The following is a 17297-nucleotide window of genomic DNA, read 5'->3' on the forward strand; positions in this document are numbered from 1 at the left end:
AATGAGGCGCGAACGTCCGGAAGTGGCCCGGATGCTGCCACACGCCACAGCCGGTTTGGCGCCGGTTAGGGATTAACGGGCGCCAACGTTCTGACCCAGCGCTCGAACGCCGCGCTTTCGAACGTGTGCACACCGCCTGGCGCCTTCGAGATGATGGTCTTGGACTTCAAGTTGTTGAGCGAATACTGCACGTCGGACGGCGCGAGCGATGGAACGCCGAGAGCTTTGGCAAGCTTCGCAAGCGCCGCCTTTCCGAATGGTTTGGCATGCGGGTCGTTGACGAAGAGCAAAAGGAGCTGGCGCTGCATCGCATCGAGCGACGCCCAGGTTCCTTCGTGGTTTTCCTCCTTGTCCTGCTCTGCCTTTTCGGTTGCCACAGCGCGCTCTAAGGTGAGCGATGGGTCCATGAGCATGGCCACGACCACCGAGAGGAATGGCTCGGGCTGCTGGTGGAATTCTTGGAAGGCCGTCCACCCTGCGGCGACGTCCAGGGTTCGTCCGCTGGCGACCTGGAACTTCTTTGCGACGAATTCGACTAGATCTCTGCCAAGCAGCGGGAACTCTTGAACAGCGGCGCCCCCCGAGAAGAGTGGCGCGGTGCTGTTGGAGAAGACGTTGGCGAGCTGCGTGCGCGATGAGCCGGTGAATACGACTCGCAGCTTGTCGCTATTTTTGGTGATGGCGGTGCGCAGTGCCATTGCCATCAGCTCATTCTCCTTGTTTCGTGCAAGTTCCTGAGCTTCATCGACCAAGAGCAGAAGCTTCTTCTTGGAAACAAGCTTGACAACGAGTTCTTCGATACGCAGGGCGAGTTCAGTGGCTTCCTTTTTCGCGTCGCCTAACTCAACCTCGATGGCGCCCTTCAACTCACCCGCGCTGCCGGATGCCTTGACCTTCTTGACCGGCTCATGCAGCTTGTGGAGCGCCTTTTGTGCCAACGTCCTCGGCGTGAGCGCTTCCTCCAGTCCCCGAACAATCGCGATGCCGGGGTTCAACCTCGTCTGCCAAAGGTCCGCGTACGCGACGGTGAAGCCGGCAGCGTCGGCTGCTGGCGTCAGGTCTTTGCGCAGAAACACCGTCTTCCCAGTGCGCCGGGGCGCGAAAATGGTCGTGCTCACAACCGGCCCGGCTTGCAGCAGGGCTAGGTAGCGCTTTGCGAGCTCCGGTCGGGGGCAGTGCCAAATCTGGTTCAGTTCCATACGAAAAATTATAGTCAACTTTCATAATTATTGAAAGGTAGTTTAATTTTTCACAATACTCGCGCTGCCTTCGTCATAGGACGGGACATGTCCGATGGGTGATTCGTTTGCCGATACGTTGCGGATGTCCGGTTCTGGCCGCCTTCAGGCATCCGGCAGAGGATCCCGTGCGGACTTCGGTTGCTCGCTCGCCAGCGCTGAACGTGGCGAACTACGCGGAGGGGTTTCAGGGCCGCTTGCAGGGCAGCGCCGCTCAGAAGGCCGAAGGGGGAAGGGGGAAGGGGGAAGGGGGAAGTGTCTGTCATTTCTGGAACGCTGGCCTTGTAGATTGTTTTTTGGTTGATGGCCGAAAAGTAGATATCAGACCAACAAACGTAGACGAATTTGGTAGAATGGCCCGTGAAGTAGATGATTTTTCAACCCACCTAGACAAATCCGGACCTAGGCGCTGCTCGAGTAGATGAATTCGCTTGCCGAACCCGCCACTGGTAGCCCGCGCGTCGCGCCGGTCTACCTGGGCTACGAAGCCCTCATTCGGCGCTATCAACTGCAGGTGCCGCCGCTACGCACGGTGAGCGTAGGCGTGGACCGTGCTGTCGAGCGCCATATCATCGCAGCAGACGGAGACGAGCGCATCGAATTGCCTCTTCCACGACTGACCGACACCAACAGCTTGGTGGGCCAACTGACCTTCGCACTCAAGCGCGAGCGACTGAACCTCACCGTGTTGGGCGCCCTCTTCGAGCACAGGGAGACTTTAGAGGGTGTGCAGGCTTGGCTAGAGGACAAGCCCTCGTCGAAGTACGCCCGAATGGCGGGACATTTGGCCCAGTGGCTGACGGGACACGAATTTGCATACAAGTTGCCGCCGGGCACCCCACGCGTGCCCGTGCTCGACCCAAAGGAGTACATCACCGGCCCAGCCGTGCCGGACACCAAGTTTGGCGTGACGCACAACCTGGTGGGAGGCCGCTTCTTCAGCCCTCTGATTCGGCGTACTGAAAGGCTCGACGCGTTACTCGCTCAGGACCTCGGCGCAAAGGTGGCGAACGCCCTGAGCAACCTCGAGCCGGAAATGTTGGCACGAGCCGTGGACTTCCTGTACCTATCGGAGACGCGCTCGACCTACAACATCGAGGACGAAATTCCCGACAACAATCGCTCGGCCAAGTTCCGACGCCTGCTGGAACAGGCCGGCGAGCCCGGCGCGCTCAGTGAAGAGCAGCTGGTGCAATGGCAGTCACAGATTGTTGGCCCCTTGTCCATTGAAGCGTCTTATCGCAATAGTCAGAACTGGCTTTCGCGCCCGGGAGGACGCCTGCGGAACATCGCTGACTTCATACCTCCGCCGCCGACGCTCGTGGACTCGATGATGGACTCAGTGGCCGAGGTCGCTGCGTTGGCCGCGGGGCGGGGCCTTCATCCGGTACTGGCTGCTGCTTGTTCCTCGTTCGGCCTGGTCTACGTGCATCCGTTTCTGGATGGCAATGGGCGGCTGCATCGCTTCTTGCTGCACCATGTGCTGCGACAGGCCGGCTTCACGCCTGCCGGTGTGGTGCTGCCACTGTCTGCGCGCATGCTCAAGGACTTGCCTCGCTACTCCGCCCTGCTCAAGAGCTACTCGCGGCCGCGCACGGAGCTTCTCGACTACCTGCTGGATGCAGAAAGCGCCACCATCTTGGTACGGTCTCCGCAACCGGCATGGCTGTACGCCTACTTCGACGCCACCGAGATGTGCGAGTTCATCCTCGAGTGTGTGAAGCTATGCGTCGAAGAGGACCTGCTGGACGAGGTGGCCTACCTTCGCGCCCATGACCTTACCGTGCGCGAGTTGGGAAACTGGCTCGACATGCGCCAGTCGCAGCTCAACACACTCATCGACGTTATCGTCCAAGGACACGGCAAGTTGTCCAGGAACAAGCGCAAGCTGGCCGAAAGACTGAGCGATGCCGAAGTCGAACGCATGGAGGCGACCGTCAACAGCCGCTTTGCAGAGTACTTCGAACGGCACGCGCCCTGAGCGGGCAACGATATTGCCTCGATTGGGCTCGGGCGTCGAACGACCGGTGTTGGCCAATTCTGTTGAAAAAGCTCGATGTGGCTCCCAGTCGGACGTTTCTGGGGGTCATTGACCCCTTAGCCACTCGTCGTTCGCGTCTCCTGCGCGATTCTGAGAAGTCGATTTTCGACCGCGGCAGCGCGGGCGGTGAGCAATCGAGTTTTTCAACAGAATTGGCCGGCGACGGACATCAGCCATCGTCTATCGACAAGACAAGACTCAAACGGATGCGAGCCGATCCACCGTATCAGGGAAGCGCTGGACAAGACGGATCAAAAGTGCAGCCTGCGCATTCGGCCTGGCGTGGCCCTGTTCCCAGTTCTCCAGCGTCCTCGGATTGGTGCGCAAGTAGCGGGCGAATACAGGACGGGACAAATGGAGGCTTTCGCGCAGGGCGATCAACTCGCTCGCCGCGATCGCTGGCGCCGGCATGTCCTGAACTTGGGCCAGGCCTGGGCGCACCTCCGCCTCCGCCTCCGCCTTTAGGCGATCACGAGCCAGCTTGACCGCGGCCTCCTTGTCGTGGATGGTGGTTTCCTTGAGCACCGACACGTACCAGCCATCAGCGGTTCGCTCTTTGATCCGGTCGACAAAAGCTGCCGGGAAGGCCGCCCGGATGCCACTGTCTTGGTCCATGTAGACCCGCAACGGCCTCGGGAAATCGAAAACCTGACAGAGAAATCCTGGCCAGAAAAATCCCTCCGAGCCCGAACGGGCAGGGAGGGCGGTCTACGAGACCAAGTCGTCGGGATCAACACTTAAGCCAACGGCTAGGCTCGTGGCCCGGTTTTTTTATCCTACGGCGCCCGAAATACGCGTCTGCGCCTGGGATTCGTCGGCGTCGTGCAAGGCGACTCGGAACACGCTCCCCCGGCCCAGCCTGGAGCGCACGCTGACCGGATGCCCGAGCGCATGCGACAGCCGCGCCACGATCGCCAGGCCCAGGCCGAAGCCATCGGACGTGCCGGCATGGTCGGCCACCTTGTAGAACTCCAGGAACACGTCGCGCAAGTGCTCGCGCGCGATGCCGATGCCGGTGTCCCATACTTCCACGCGCAGGCCGTCGCGCGTGTGCCGCGAGGCCAGCAGGACGCCGCCCTCGGCGGTGTACTTGATCGCGTTGGCCAGCAGGTTGCCGATCATGCGGCGCACGCGGATCGGGTCGGTCAGCACGGTGCCGGAGCTCACGTGCATGCGAAAGGTCAATCCCTTGGCCTCGGCCACCGGCCGGTACTGCAGTTCGAGATCGTGCAGCAGCTGGGCGACATCCACCCGCTCGATGTGCAGCCGCACCTGGCCGGAATCGATGCGCGCGAGGTCGAACAGCGAGTCGAACAGCGCATTGACCGCATGCGTCGCGCGCACGATCTTCGGCGCGATCTCGGCCACCAGCTCGGGCTCGTTGCGCAGCCAGTCGGCGTAGAGCGAGAGCGCCAGCACGGGCTGGCGCATGTCGTGCGCGGCACTGGCGAGAAAGCGGTTCTTCATCGCCACCGCCGACACCGCCGCCTGCCGTTGCTGCGTGAGCGAGTTGATCAGGATGTGGTTGTGGAACAGCAGTTCGAAGCTGTTGCGCGCCGTCTCGTGGATGCGCCGCCCCGCGCGCAGCAGCAGCCACCAGTGCAGCCCCGGCAAGAGCAGGAAACCGTAGTGGAAATGCGGCCGTTCGAACTTGAGTTCGATCACGCGGAAGACGATCGCCAGCAGCATGGTGACGAACAACGTGTTGACGTAGCGCTTGAGCAGCGGCGGATGCAGCGCCAGCCCGTTGAGCGGAAAGGTCGCCACGCCGGCGACGATCAGCCAGCTCATGAACTGGTTCACCAGCGGCGTGCGCTCGAAGAAGATCAGGATCGACAGGCCCCAGGCGAAGGCGCTGGCGCTCCAGAGAAAGCGGTAGCGCTCGACGAAGTACTGCTGGGCGGCCGAGTCGCGGTCGGCATAGTGCCGGCCGTAGAGCTGCTCGCCCCAGATGCGGCAGGCGGTGGCGCCGATGCCGATGGCGAGCCAGGCGAACAGCTGCCAGGGCGGCACATGGCCCCAGCTCAGGCCGACCATGGCCGGCATCAGCGCCGCGGCCAGCAGGTAGGAGCCGCGGGACGCCCGCATCAGGCTGCGGATCAGCTCGCCGCGCACCCACGGTTCGGCCTCGTCGGCGGATGCCGGTGCCGGCGTGAGGCTCGCGAATGACGAGTTGCCCAACCCTGCGAATGACGAATTACCCATCATGGCTCACTGCCCTCTCCCACTGTCAGTCCGGCCATTAAAAAGCCCCTCGCGAGGGGCCCTGCATCCCACCGCCTGCGGCGGTCGGCGGTGACAAGTGATCTTAACTGCGCACGAAGGAGGATCCGCTATCCGCCGCCGAAGTAGCGCAGCGCCGTGCGACCGAGCGGCGTGACCGCGTTGACGAGCGCGGCCGCCCCGTCGTCCATCGGGATGTCCGCCTTGACATAGCCCGCGTCGCGCAGGATGCGCAGGTGTTCGATGTCCTCCTCGTGCGTGACCGTCATCGGCAGCCCGCCCGCGATGATCCTCCTCAGCAGCTCGTACGCCATCTCTCCTCCTTACCCGCTGTTGTTTCTCTTCTTGACGGGATTGTGCGGCATCGGAATGCGTGAAGCGGCACGCGGTGATCGGGCCTTACCCTGATCGTCAGGCCGGGTGGCAAGGCCAGTCGAGGACCACCGACGTGCCGCCGTCGGCACCCGCTTCGATCCGCAGCGTGGCGCCGATCGCCATCGCTCGCGCCCGCATGTTCGCCGTGCCGTGGCCCGTGGCGCCGAGCATTGCCGGCGCGTCCTGGATGCCCACGCCGTTGTCCGTGAGCACGATGCGCACGCGGGGCGGCGCGCCGTCGCGCCAGCTCGCATGCATGAAGATCCGCGAGGCCCGCGCGTGCTTCAGCACGTTGGTGAAGGCTTCCAGCAGAATGCGCTGGAACTGAAGCGCCACCTGGGCCGTGAACGAGGCGACCGGTGGAATCGCCGCGACATCCCAGTCCAGTGCAATGCCAGCCGCGTCGAGGCGGGGCTGCAACCGGTAGCGCAGCGTGGCCAGCATCGTCGCGAGGTCGTCGTGCGTGGGTTGCAGGGAATCGACGGCCATGCGCATCTCGTCCAGCGCCAGCTTCACGTGCTCCTCCAGCACCGCCGTGCTGGAGCCGCGCTGCGTCACCATGTTGAGCAGGCCGACCAGTTGCGAGCCGACGCCGTCGTGGATCTCCCGCATGATGCGCTGCCGCTCGATCAACACCGCCTGCTCCTGCTGCTGCGCACGCAGCTCCTCGAACGCACCCCGCAACTGCTGCTCGCGCTCGGCCACGCGTTCCGCCAGGTTGGCGTTCAGCGCCCGGTAGTCGGTCACGGAGCGGCTGTAACGCTCGATCACCACGCCACCCAGGATCAGCACGAAGAAGAACATGGCGTGCGAGGTCAGCGTGAATTCGGCGCCACCGAAGAGGCCGATGCGCACGGCGAGCAGATCGTGGGCACCCGCCGTGACGGCCAGGGTGCCGGCCGCCACCAGCACCCACGCGATGCGCCGGCGCGCGACGAAGGCCTCGCGCAGTACCAGCGGCAGACAGGCCATGCTGGTGAGCTGGAGCAGGATGAGGCTGGCGGTCCAGAGGGCCGGCCGCGCGAGCCCGAAGGAAGCGCAGGCGAGCACGACGGCGGTGCCCAGCACCGTGTGGATGGTCCTGACGAGCCAGGGCGGATTGCGATCCAGGACCAGCAGCACGAAGCGGGCGATGAAGCCGATGTGGCACGCATAGCCCACCGCCACCATCGCGCCCCAGAGCGGCCAAGGCACGGGAACGTCGAGCCAGGCGCGATCGAGGTTGCGGATCACGCCCGAGAAGGCCGCCAGGCTGAAGCAGCCGTAGAGTGCATCGCGCTGCCGCCACCAGAGGCCCGCCGCCAGCCCGCCCATGAGCAGCAGGCTCACGGCGTAGCCGATGGACGAGGTGTGCCGCCATCGCCGCTGCGCCGCCTCGAGGGGCTCGATCGCGGCTTCGGAGCCGTACCTGACCGCGCTCAGCCCGGCGCCCCGCTGGCGCTGTACCGTCGCCTCGATCAGCAACTCGTCGGGCTGGCCGGCATGCAGCAGCGCCGCGGGAATCCGGATCAGGTGGCTCGCCTTGGAGGCGTCGTACCCGCGCTCGCCGAGGATGCCGAGGCGGGCGACGACGGTCCCGTTCAGGGAGATGGCAGCCTGGTTGCCGACACCGGACAGCAGCAGTGCCAGCGGCCCGCCGTCCAGCGTGGCGCCGGGAGGCAGCGTGATCCGGTAGCTGACCGTTCCACCGCGCCCCGGGTATTCGCGGTCCCAGCGAAACGGAAGCTCGACCTCCCGGCTGGCGGACGGCAGTCCCTCGGGCCGGAGGGTCGCCGTGGCCGCGCTCACGCTGTGGATCTCGGCGGCGGCGGGGCCGGCAGCGACCGCCGTCAGCGCGGCGATCGCCAAGGCGAGGCAGCGCGTCACGGCGCGGATGGCGCCCTGCATGGCGCCGCGGCTACGGAAGCCAGCCCAGGCTTCGCGCCTCGAACACTGCTTCCGACTTGTTGTGGACATCCAGCTTTCCATAGATGTTGCGGATGTGGGTCTGCACGGTGGAGACCGATACGCCCATGCGCACCGCCACTTCCGCATAGGGAAAGCCTCGGGACACCAGGTCGAGCACCTCGAACTCCCGCGGCGACAGGCGCTCGTGCGGAGAGGAGGCTGCGGCGGCCTGGGGCGCGACGGCCGCCGGCCGCTCCTGCTGCTGATGGGCCTGCCAGCGGCGCAGCAGCTGTCGCGCGATGACGGGCGACATCGGCGATCCGCCGGCGCGCAGGTTGCGGATGTGGGTGGCAAGATCGGCTTCGGTGCCGTCCTTCAGCAGGTAGCCGCTCGCGCCGGCCTCGAAGGCCTGGACCATGTTGCCCTCGTCGCCGAAGATCGAGACCACCATCACCGCGCAAGCGGGCTGCGTGCGCCGGCAGTCGCGGATCACGTCGAGGCCGGATCGATCCGGAAGGCCCAGGTCCACCAGCAGCACGTCGACCGGATTCTCGGCCAGCCATTCGAGGATCTCCCGCGCCGTGCCGGCACTGTGGGCCAGCTCGAGGGACGGGTCGGCCCTGACCACGCGCGCAATGCGCTCGCGCATGCTGAAGTCGTCTTCGACGAGGGCAATTCGTGTCTGGGGCATGGTGGGCGGAACGCTCGATGCGGCGGATTGTTGCATCAGAAATGGCATGACACCCGTACGCCGGCACGGGGCGGCAAGACTAGGTCCACGTGGCGCGGTCGATGCTGCCGGCGTACTGAGTCACGCCCGATTTGAAGATCTCGATGCCCACCCGATTCGCGTCGACGTTCAGCAAGCCCCAGTTGCGCTGCTCGGCGCCGACGGTGACGGCCGTGCACACCGCGGCGCCCGACGAGGTGGCCTCGAACAGGAACCGCCCGTTGGTCAGGCGGTAGGAGGCCAGGTTGTTGTCGTGAATGTCGCCGCTCAGGATGAGGATGCGATGGTTCATGGCCAGCGCCTGCATCCGCCCGTACTCGTCCTTGCAGTCGAGCCAGGTTTCGCCATTGCGCGCATCGAACACGATGCCCGATGCGATGAGGTGAACGGTGGATGGATCGGCGGCGTTGCAGGCCGCCTCGATCGCACTCATCTGGGCGGCACCCAGCAAGGCCTTGCGGCCGCGCCGCGTCTTGTAGCTGCGTCCGTCGGTGAGGTGCAGCAGCACGTTTTGGCCGAGCGCGACATTGCTGTAGCCGGGCTCGGGGGTCGTGGCATCCCACATGAATGGCGCGGGCGGGAAGCTGCCCGGGGCCAGGCGTGCCGCCAGCGCCTTGCGGTAGGCCGCGAACACGGCCCGGCTCGGCGGGATCAGGTGGCTGAGGTGCGGCTGGCCAGCGATCTCGGCGCCGCAGGCGCCGTTCCAGAGAAAGTCGTGGTCGTCCCAGATCGCGTGGGTCGTGAGCTGGGGTTGGGCAACGAGCGCCTGAAAGCTGGGCCGCGCGATCTGCCGCGCGAGCCGCCCATGAGCGTGCACGGCGAAATCGTGCGCGCTCATGCTCTTCACCTGCGACATGCTGGCGCCGTCGGCATCGTAGTAGGCGGAGTCGCCCAGGAGCACCAGCACGTCCGGCTGGCGCGCCGCGATCTCGTCCCATGCAGATTGATCGGGGAAGCGGAAAGAAGTCATGCAGGAGGCGAAGGCGATGCGCATGGATGCTCCTTGGATGGGGCCGGCGGTCGAAGCTTAGGCCGCCGACACGATGGCTGCCATCCTGCGTTTGGGGGACCCCCTCGCCTGGCGTGCCCTGCTATCCCAGCGCCCGCAGCTCCCGCAACGCCACCGCCAGCATCGCCGCATCGGGCGCCGCCACGGCGCGCAGTTCGCCCAGCAGCTGCGCCGCGCGCTCGAGCGTGCGCCCGTTGCTGGCCTGCCAGGCCTCGACCAGCGCCGCCGGCGACTCGCCCTCGCCGCCGCCGGCCAGCACCGCGCCGGTGATCGAGCGCTGCAGGCCCGACAGATCGTCCTGCATCGCGCCCTTGGCCAAGGCCTGCCAGTGCTGGTCGCCCGGGAGCGCCGAAATCCGGTCGCGCAGCCAGGGCATGCCCAACCGGTTGGCAAGATCGAAGTAGATCGCCGCCACCAGTTCCACCGGCCAGCGCGCGCTGCCGGCGATCTCGGCGATGTCGAGCGTGGCGTAGAGCGTGCCGAAGGTGACCACGCGCTCGGCCAGCTCGCGCGGCACGCCCTTGGCAACGTAGTGCGCCATCGCCGCATCGACGCGGCTGCGTTCGTCGGCGTCGAGCAGCTGCGGCAGCCGCGCCGACAGCGCCTCGACGTTGGGCTTGAAGTGCTCGATGGTCGCGGACATGTCCTCGGCCAGGCGCCGCGAGCGCAGGAACCACATGGTGCCGCGTTCGAGCTGCCGGCTGGTGTCGATCAGCATGCTCGACTGCACCTCGTCGTCGACCTGGTTGTCCAGCGCCTCGATCGCCAGCCACAGCGGCACCATGCCGAAGATCTCGCGGTTCATCAGGTAGGCGCGCACGATCTCGAAGGCGCGTGCGCCGGTGGTCTCGGCCAGCCGGTGCACGAAGGTGCTGCCGACGCGGTTGACCGTGCTGTTGGTCACGTGGGTGGCGATGATCTCGCGCTTGAGCGGATGGCGCGGCATGTAGCCGGCGAACTTGGTCGCCAGCAGCGCCGGGAAGTAGCGTTCGAGTGCCGTCGCGACCCAGGGGTCGTCGGGCAGCGTCGAGGCCAGCAGCTCGTCGTAGAGCCAGATCTTGCTGTAGGCCAGCAGCACCGCGCGCTCGGGGCCGGTCAGGCCCTGGCCTTGGGCGCGGCGCTCGGCCAGTTCCTCGTCGGAGGGCAGGTACTCGATCGCGCGGTTCAAGCGCCCGCCCTTCTCGAGGTACTGCATGAAACGCGTCTGCGCATCGAGCAGCTGCGGCGCGATGCGGCCGGTGACCGACAGCACCTGGGTCTGGAAGATGTTGTCGCGCAGCACCAGCGCGGCGACATCGTCGGTCATCTCCGGCAACAGCGTGTTGCGCTGCTTCTCGGTGAGCTCGCCCTCGGTGACCGGCAGGCCGAGCAGGATCTTGATGTTGACCTCGTGGTCGGAGGTGTCGACGCCGGCCGAGTTGTCGATCGCGTCGGTGTTGATGCGTCCGCCGGCAAGCGCGTACTCGATGCGCCCGAGCTGCGTGCAGCCGAGGTTGCCGCCCTCGGCGAAGACCTTGCAGCGCAGCTCGCGGCCGTTGACGCGCAGCGCGTCGTTGGCACGGTCGCCGACCTGCGCGTGGCTCTCGCTCGTCGCCTTCACGTAGGTGCCGATGCCGCCGTTGTAGATCAGCGCCACCGGCGCCTTGAGGATCGCGTTGACGAGCTCGGTGGGCGTGAGCGCATCGGCCGTGATGCCGAGCACCTGTTTCACCTCGCGCGTGATCGGAATCGACTTGGCGCTGCGCGCATGGATGCCGCCGCCCTCGGAGATCAGCTTGGCGTCGTAGTCGGCCCACGAAGAGCGCGGCAGCTTGAACAGGCGCTCGCGCTCGGCGAAGCTCTTGGCCGCGTCGGGGCTCGGGTCGAGAAAGATGTGCCGGTGGTCGAAAGCCGCCACCAGCAGGATGTGCGGCGACAGCAGCATGCCGTTGCCGAACACGTCGCCCGACATGTCGCCGATGCCGGCGACCGTGAACTCGGTCGATTGCGTGTCGATGCCCATCTCGCGGAAGTGCCGCTTCACCGACTCCCAGGCGCCGCGCGCGGTGATGCCCATGACCTTGTGGTCGTAGCCCACCGAGCCGCCGGATGCGAAGGCGTCGCCGAGCCAGAAGCCGTATTCCTTGCTGATGCCGTTGGCGTAGTCGCTGAAGGTGGCCGTGCCCTTGTCGGCCGCGACCACGAGGTAGGGGTCGTCCTCGTCGTGCCGGCGCACCTGCGGCGGCGGCACGATGGCGTCGCCGACCCGGTTGTCGGTGATGTCGAGCAGGCCGCGCAGGTAGTCCTGGTAGCAGGCCACGCCTTCGCGCATGAAGGCATCGCGGTCGCCCGCAGCGGGCGCGCGCTTGAGCACGAAGCCGCCCTTGGAGCCCACCGGCACGATCACCGTGTTCTTGACCATCTGCGCCTTGACCAGACCCAGCACCTCGGTGCGGAAGTCTTCCAGCCGGTCCGACCAACGCAGCCCGCCGCGCGCGACGCGGCCGCCGCGCAGATGCACGCCTTCGAAGCGCGTCGAGTAGACGAAGACCTCGAACATGGGCTTCGGCGCCGGAAGGTCGGGCACCTTCGACGAATCGAACTTGAACGAGACGAAGCTGCGCCGCTTCCCTGCCGCATCGCGGCGCCAGAAGTTGGTGCGCGTGGTGGCCAGGATCAGCGCCAGGTACTGGCGCAGCACGCGGTCTTCCGAGAGGTTGGCCACCTGCTCGAGCGCGGCCTCGATCTCGCGCACCTTGTCGTCGGCGCCGTCGGCCCGCGCCGGATCGAAGCGCAGCTTGAACAGCTCGACCAGCGCGCGCGCGATCGGCCCATTGGCGACCAGCGTGCCTTCAATGAAGGACTGCGAGAGCGCGAAGCCGATCTGCCGCATGTACTTGGCATAGGCGCGCAGCACCACGATCTCGTGCGCCGGCAGACGCGCCGCGAGCACCAGGCGGTTGAAATCGTCGTTCTCGACCTCGCCGCCCAGCACCGCACCGAAGGCTTCCTCGAACACCGGGCGCAGCGCGTCGATCTCGATGTCGGCATCGCCGATCGTGCTCTGCAGGCCGAAATCGTGGATCCAGATCGGCGCTGCGCCCTGCGGCGCGAGCCGGTGCGGATGCTCGTCGAGCACCTTCATACCCAGGTGCTCGAGCATCGGCAAGCTGGCCGAGAGCGTGAGCGGCTCGCCGCGCCGCAGCAGCTTGAAACGCAGCGTGCCGGGCGGCGCCTCGAGCGGTCGGTAGAGGTTCATGCCGAGCGGCTGCGCGTCGCTCAGCTGCGCCATCAGCTCTATGTCGTACACCGCGGCGCGCGCCGCGAACTCGTCGCGGTAGCCGGCGGGGAAGGCGCCGCCGAAGCGGCGCAGCAATTCGTTGCCGCGCGCCTCGCCGGCCGATTCGATCAAGGCCGACTTCAGGTCGTCGTCCCAGCGCCGCGCCGCGGCCACCAGGCGCTGCTCGACCTCGCGCACATCGAAGGGCGGGATGCTGCCGGGCTTGGTGCGCACGGTGATGTGGATGCGCGCCAGCACCGACTCGGACAAGTGCACGTTGAACTCGGAGCCGATGCCGTTGAACTCGCGCATCAGGATGTCCTGCCACTTCTGGCGCAGCTCGGTGGTGTAGTTCTCGCGCGGCGCATAGATCAGGCAGGAGAGAAAGCGCTCGAAGGGATCGCGCCGCACGAACAGCCGGAAGCGCTGGCGCTCGCCCAGGTGCAGGATGCCGGTCGCGGTGTGCAGCAAATCGTCGTCGCTGGTCTGGAACAGCTCGTCGCGCGGATAGGTCTCGAGGATATTGATCAGCGCCTTGCCCGAGTGGCTGCCCGCGGCCAGGCCGGCGCGCTCGACCACGTCGGCGACCTTGCGCCGCAAGAGCGGAATCTCGGCCGGGTTGGCGCTGTAGGCGGTGGAGGTGAAGAGGCCCAGGAAGCGGTCTTCGCCGCACACCTGGCCCGCGTCGTCGAAGCGCTTGACGGCCACGTAGTCGAGGTGGCCGGGGCGATGCACGGTGGAGCGCGAGGTGGATTTGGTCACCACCAGCAGGTCGGGACGGCGCGCATGGGCGCGCACCTCGGGCGGCAGCGCGGCGAAGGCGGCGTTGGCGCTCGGCGTCGGGCCGTCGCGCAGGATGCCCAGGCTCGAATCGGGCACGATCTTCAGCACGTCCTCGCCATCGATCTTGTCCAGCTCATGGCTGCGGCAGCCGAGAAAGGTGAAGTGGTTGTCGGCCAGCCAGCGCAGGAAGGCCTGGCCTTCGGCAAGCTCCTGCGGCGGAATCGGCGGCGCGCGCTCGTCGAGGCCGCGGACGATGTCCAGCACGCGCTCCTGCATCTTCTTCCAGTCGACCACGGCCAGGCGAACGTCGCCGAGCACGCGCGCCAGGTCGGCGGCCAGCGCCTCGAGCCGGGCCGGCTCGGGCACGCGGTCGACCTCGACATGGATGAAGGATTCGCGCCGCGCATCGGGCGACGCGCCCTCGCCTGCCAGCCCCTGAAGCGTACCGTCGCTGCCGCGGTTCACGGCCACCAGCGGATGAATGGTCAGGTGCAGCGTCAGCCCGTTTCGGTTGACTTCCATCGTCACCGAATCGACGAGAAAAGGCATGTCGTCGTTGACGATCTCGATGATGGTGTGCGTGGACTGCCACCCATGCTCCGCGATCGTCGGGTTGAACACCCGAAGCTTCGCGCGCCCCGGCTCGCGCTTTCGCGCGAAGCTCCAATGCGAGAGCGCCGCGCCGTACAGATCGGCCACCTGGCGCTCGGCCAGGTCCTCGGGATCGACCTGGCCGAAGTACTGGCGCGCGAAAGCGGCGAGTTCGTCCGCCGCCTCGGCCGGGACCTTGGCCCGAATCAGTTGCACCACTTCTTCGAGGCGCTCGTCCCTGCGCCCTGATTCGACTGTCTGGGTGGTCATCAGCATGCTTGTCTCCGGGTTGGCGTCGTAAATCTACATCGCAATGCGGGCAAAAGAATGACTTGCGCTGCCGCGGCCGGCGTTGGAGACTGGAAAACTCGAACGGAGGGCCACGCCATGAGCACCGAACTTCAAGCCACTGTGGACGCGCTGGTTCAGAAGGGCAAGGGCATTCTTGCCGCCGACGAAAGCGGGCCGACGATCGCCAAGCGCTTCAAGGCGATCGGCGTCGAGTCGACGGAGGAGAACCGGCGCGCCTGGCGCAGCCTGATCCTGGCGGCGCCGGGGCTGGGCCAGTACATCAGCGGCGTCATCCTCTACGAAGAGACGCTGACCCAGTGCAGCGGCGAAGGCGAAGCGCTGCCGCAGCTGGCCGCCCGGCAAGGGATCGTGCCGGGCATCAAGGTCGATGCCGGCAAGATTCCATTGGCGCTGGCGCCGGGCGACGAGATCACGCAGGGCCTGGACGGGCTCGCGCAACGCCTCGACGGCTACAAGCAGCACGGCGCGCGCTTCGCCAAATGGCGCGCGGTCTACAACGTCTCCGACGTGCTGCCGAGCCGGGCGGCGATCGAGGCCAATGCCGAAGCGCTCGCGCGCTACGCGGCGATCTGCCAGACCCAGGACGTGGTCCCGATCGTCGAACCCGAAGTGCTGATCGACGGCGATCACACGCTGGCGCGCTGCGCCGAGGTTACGCAGGCCGTGCTGCTCGAGGTCTTCCACGCGCTCTACCGCCACCGGGTGGCGCTCGAGCACATGCTGCTGAAGCCGAGCATGGTGGTGCCGGGCAAGGCCCATGCGCAGCAGGCTGCGCCGGATGAAGTTGCGGCCGAGACGCTCCGCGTCCTGCGGCGCACGGTGCCGGCGGCGGTGCCGGGCATCAACTTTCTTTCCGGGGGCCAGTCGCCGGCCGAAGCGACGGCCAACCTGGACGCGATGAACCGCATGGGCGCCCAGCCTTGGCATCTGAGCTTCTCATACGGACGTGCATTGCAGGACACCGCGATGCAGGCCTGGCAAGGACAGCCGGCCAATGAACGCCTGGCTCAGGATGCGCTGCAGAAGCGCGCGCGATTGAACGCCGCGGCATCCATGGGAAAGTACAGCGCTTCGATGGAAAGCACCGACTAGGGCTTGCGCCAAACGCTCGCCAGCCACGGCTGCTGTTCGAGCGGCAGGCCGGCGGGACGGTAGTAGTGAGCGACTTCGGCGAATCCGGCGACCGACATGTGGCTACGCCACGCCTCCAGATCATGAAAGGCGCTGTAGCGCGCACCGCTCCAGCCTTCCTCGCCAACGCCGCGCGGGTTCGAGCTGAACAGCACGCCGCCCGGCTTCAGCGTCGCGTGCAACTCCCGCAGCACGCGCGGCAACTCCTGCGTGGGGACATGGAACAGCGCTGCATTCGCGAACACGCCGTCGAAGCGGCCTGGCGGCAAATCCAGCGCAAGAAAATTCTGCTGCAGCACCTTGCAGCCGCTGTAGTCGCGTGCCATCTCCGCCAACCGCGGCGCTCCCTCCAGCCCGGTCGCGAGATGCCCGAGCCGCTTGAAGGCCAGCAGATCGCGCCCAGGCCCGCAGCCGAAGTCGAGTATCTCGAACGGCGGCGGCGCCTCGATCGCCCCGAGCAGCGCCGCGATGTTCTGGCTCACGTCGTGATCGCGCGTGGCGGCCCAGAAATCTTCGGCCCGCCGGTCGTAGTGCGAGAGCGTCGACGCGGCGATCCGTTCGAGGTCTTCGGCCGTCAGGGTCACTGCGTCGCAACGCGGCCGGAGATCAGGCGCGCTCCCCGGTGATGTAGTGCTGCAGCTGTTCGATGATGAACTTCTGCTCCGAGATGATGCCCTTCACCAGGTCGCCGATCGAGATCAGGCCGGCAAGCTTGCCCTCGTCGATGACCGGCAGGTGGCGCACACGGCTCTGGGTCATCAGGGCCATGCACTCCTCGCTGGTCTGGTCGGGGCGCACGTAGATGACCGAGGTCGTCATGATCTCGCGCAGCGGCGTGTCCTTGGACGAGCGCGCCATCAGCACGACCTTGCGTGCATAGTCGCGCTCGGTCAGCATGCCGACGATGCGGCCCTGCTCCAGGACCAGCAGCGCCCCGATGTTCTTCTGCGCCATCCGCTCGACGGCTTCGAACACCGAGGCCGTGGGTTCGATGGTGTGAACCGTCCGGTCGCCTTTTTCCTTGAGGATTTCTGCCACGGTCTTCATAGGTCATTTCTCCGCAGAGGGCGTTGCGCCTCAGACTACTCCAAGCTCGAAATCAATGCACGGGCGGCGGCCGCGGCATCGGCCTGGCCTGCGCGCGCGAGTTCCTGCGCGAGGGTGCGAAGGTCAGCCTGGTCGGCCGCACCGCGGCCCATCTGGACGACGCGGTGGCCCAGCTGCGAACGGAAGGGCACACCGAGGTTCGCGGCCACAGCGCGAATCTGAGCGACGCAGGCGCCGCGCTGGCCATGCTCGACGCTGCGGAAGCGGAGCTCGGCCCGATGGATGGCGCTGCGACGCCGATGCTGGTTTGAAGGAAGAGCCGAGGCGGCTAACGCAAACCCTGGAACGATCCGGCGTCCTTGGTCGCGGGCCGTGTTTCGATGAGCCAGTCGACCGGCTCGCCGGCCTTCCGCGTGTCTGCGAAATCAGCCATCGGCACCGCCGGCCATCCGGGGCTCCGACTCATCAGACGACGGTGCTCGAACATGGAGAGCAGGTACTTGACGCGTGCCGCGCCCAGATAGGGGAATCGCATGTGTATCTCCGTCCTGGCTTTTCGACGCTTGCGTACACGACAACCCGGTGAGGCGGGCTGCGGGACTGGGATCTCCCTGGCGAGGCGCAACAATAGCGGAACGCGGCTCGAACGCCAAGTCGGAAGATGTGACTAA

14 protein-coding genes are annotated in these 17297 nt (G+C 66.5%); 3 read left to right on the top strand and 11 right to left on the bottom strand.

Features of this window, described 5'->3' with window-relative positions; genetic code table 11:
• Positions 1-65 precede the first annotated feature (65 nt).
• Positions 66-1199 (bottom strand): AAA family ATPase, encoded by a 1134-nt coding sequence (locus tag ACSQ89_RS21755; protein ID WP_436294967.1) that lies wholly within the window; start codon positions 1197-1199, stop codon positions 66-68.
• A gap of 460 nt (positions 1200-1659) precedes the next feature.
• Between ACSQ89_RS21755 and ACSQ89_RS21760 the strand changes: the two genes are divergently transcribed.
• Positions 1660-3219, top strand: a complete 1560-nt coding sequence (locus ACSQ89_RS21760) for a Fic family protein (protein ID WP_436294966.1) — start codon at positions 1660-1662, stop codon at positions 3217-3219.
• 258 nt (positions 3220-3477) lie between these two features.
• Here ACSQ89_RS21760 and ACSQ89_RS21765 read toward each other — a convergent pair whose 3' ends face one another.
• The 7 genes from ACSQ89_RS21765 to ACSQ89_RS21795 form a co-directional block, all read right to left on the bottom strand.
• Positions 3478-3894 carry a helix-turn-helix domain-containing protein gene (locus ACSQ89_RS21765; RefSeq protein ID WP_436294965.1) on the bottom strand — a complete coding sequence of 139 codons (417 nt, stop codon included), beginning with the start codon at positions 3892-3894 and terminating at the stop codon, positions 3478-3480.
• Positions 3895-4050: 156 nt separating this feature from the next.
• Entirely contained in the window at positions 4051-5487 is a 1437-nt protein-coding gene (gene shkS, locus ACSQ89_RS21770) for a surface-behavior sensor histidine kinase ShkS (RefSeq protein ID WP_436294964.1), read from the bottom strand.
• 125 nt (positions 5488-5612) lie between these two features.
• Positions 5613-5816: a hypothetical protein gene (locus ACSQ89_RS21775; RefSeq protein ID WP_093106122.1), complete on the bottom strand. Its 204-nt coding sequence runs from the start codon at positions 5814-5816 to the stop codon at positions 5613-5615.
• A gap of 97 nt (positions 5817-5913) precedes the next feature.
• On the bottom strand, positions 5914-7764 hold the full coding sequence (locus tag ACSQ89_RS21780; protein WP_436294963.1) for an ATP-binding protein: 1851 nt from the start codon (positions 7762-7764) through the stop codon (positions 5914-5916).
• A gap of 10 nt (positions 7765-7774) precedes the next feature.
• Positions 7775-8455: a response regulator transcription factor gene (locus tag ACSQ89_RS21785; protein WP_093106118.1), complete on the bottom strand. Its 681-nt coding sequence runs from the start codon at positions 8453-8455 to the stop codon at positions 7775-7777.
• A 79-nt stretch (positions 8456-8534) separates the two neighbouring features.
• Positions 8535-9488: an alkaline phosphatase D family protein gene (locus ACSQ89_RS21790; protein ID WP_436296381.1), complete on the bottom strand. Its 954-nt coding sequence runs from the start codon at positions 9486-9488 to the stop codon at positions 8535-8537.
• 97 nt (positions 9489-9585) lie between these two features.
• Complete coding sequence (locus ACSQ89_RS21795) at positions 9586-14406, bottom strand: NAD-glutamate dehydrogenase (protein ID WP_436295010.1); 4821 nt, start codon at positions 14404-14406, stop codon at positions 9586-9588.
• A gap of 117 nt (positions 14407-14523) precedes the next feature.
• Between ACSQ89_RS21795 and ACSQ89_RS21800 the strand changes: the two genes are divergently transcribed.
• Positions 14524-15540 (top strand): class I fructose-bisphosphate aldolase, encoded by a 1017-nt coding sequence (locus ACSQ89_RS21800; RefSeq protein WP_436296382.1) that lies wholly within the window; start codon positions 14524-14526, stop codon positions 15538-15540.
• On the opposite strand, the gene ACSQ89_RS21805 is transcribed toward ACSQ89_RS21800, so the two are convergent.
• Both ACSQ89_RS21805 and ACSQ89_RS21810 read right to left on the bottom strand, forming a co-directional pair.
• Complete coding sequence (locus ACSQ89_RS21805) at positions 15537-16163, bottom strand: class I SAM-dependent methyltransferase (RefSeq protein ID WP_436294960.1); 627 nt, start codon at positions 16161-16163, stop codon at positions 15537-15539. The genes ACSQ89_RS21800 and ACSQ89_RS21805 overlap by 4 nt on opposite strands.
• A gap of 22 nt (positions 16164-16185) precedes the next feature.
• Complete coding sequence (locus ACSQ89_RS21810) at positions 16186-16626, bottom strand: CBS domain-containing protein (protein ID WP_093106108.1); 441 nt, start codon at positions 16624-16626, stop codon at positions 16186-16188.
• Positions 16627-16649: 23 nt separating this feature from the next.
• On the opposite strand from ACSQ89_RS21810, the gene ACSQ89_RS21815 reads away from it, so the two are divergent.
• Complete coding sequence (locus ACSQ89_RS21815) at positions 16650-16937, top strand: SDR family NAD(P)-dependent oxidoreductase (RefSeq protein ID WP_436294959.1); 288 nt, start codon at positions 16650-16652, stop codon at positions 16935-16937.
• Positions 16938-16954: 17 nt separating this feature from the next.
• Here the strand turns inward: ACSQ89_RS21815 and ACSQ89_RS21820 are convergent, their stop codons facing one another.
• Complete coding sequence (locus ACSQ89_RS21820) at positions 16955-17161, bottom strand: hypothetical protein (protein ID WP_093106102.1); 207 nt, start codon at positions 17159-17161, stop codon at positions 16955-16957.
• Positions 17162-17297 lie beyond the last annotated feature (136 nt).

The organism is Variovorax sp. LjRoot175, from assembly GCF_964253805.1.
Lineage (GTDB): Bacteria > Pseudomonadota > Gammaproteobacteria > Burkholderiales > Burkholderiaceae_C > Variovorax.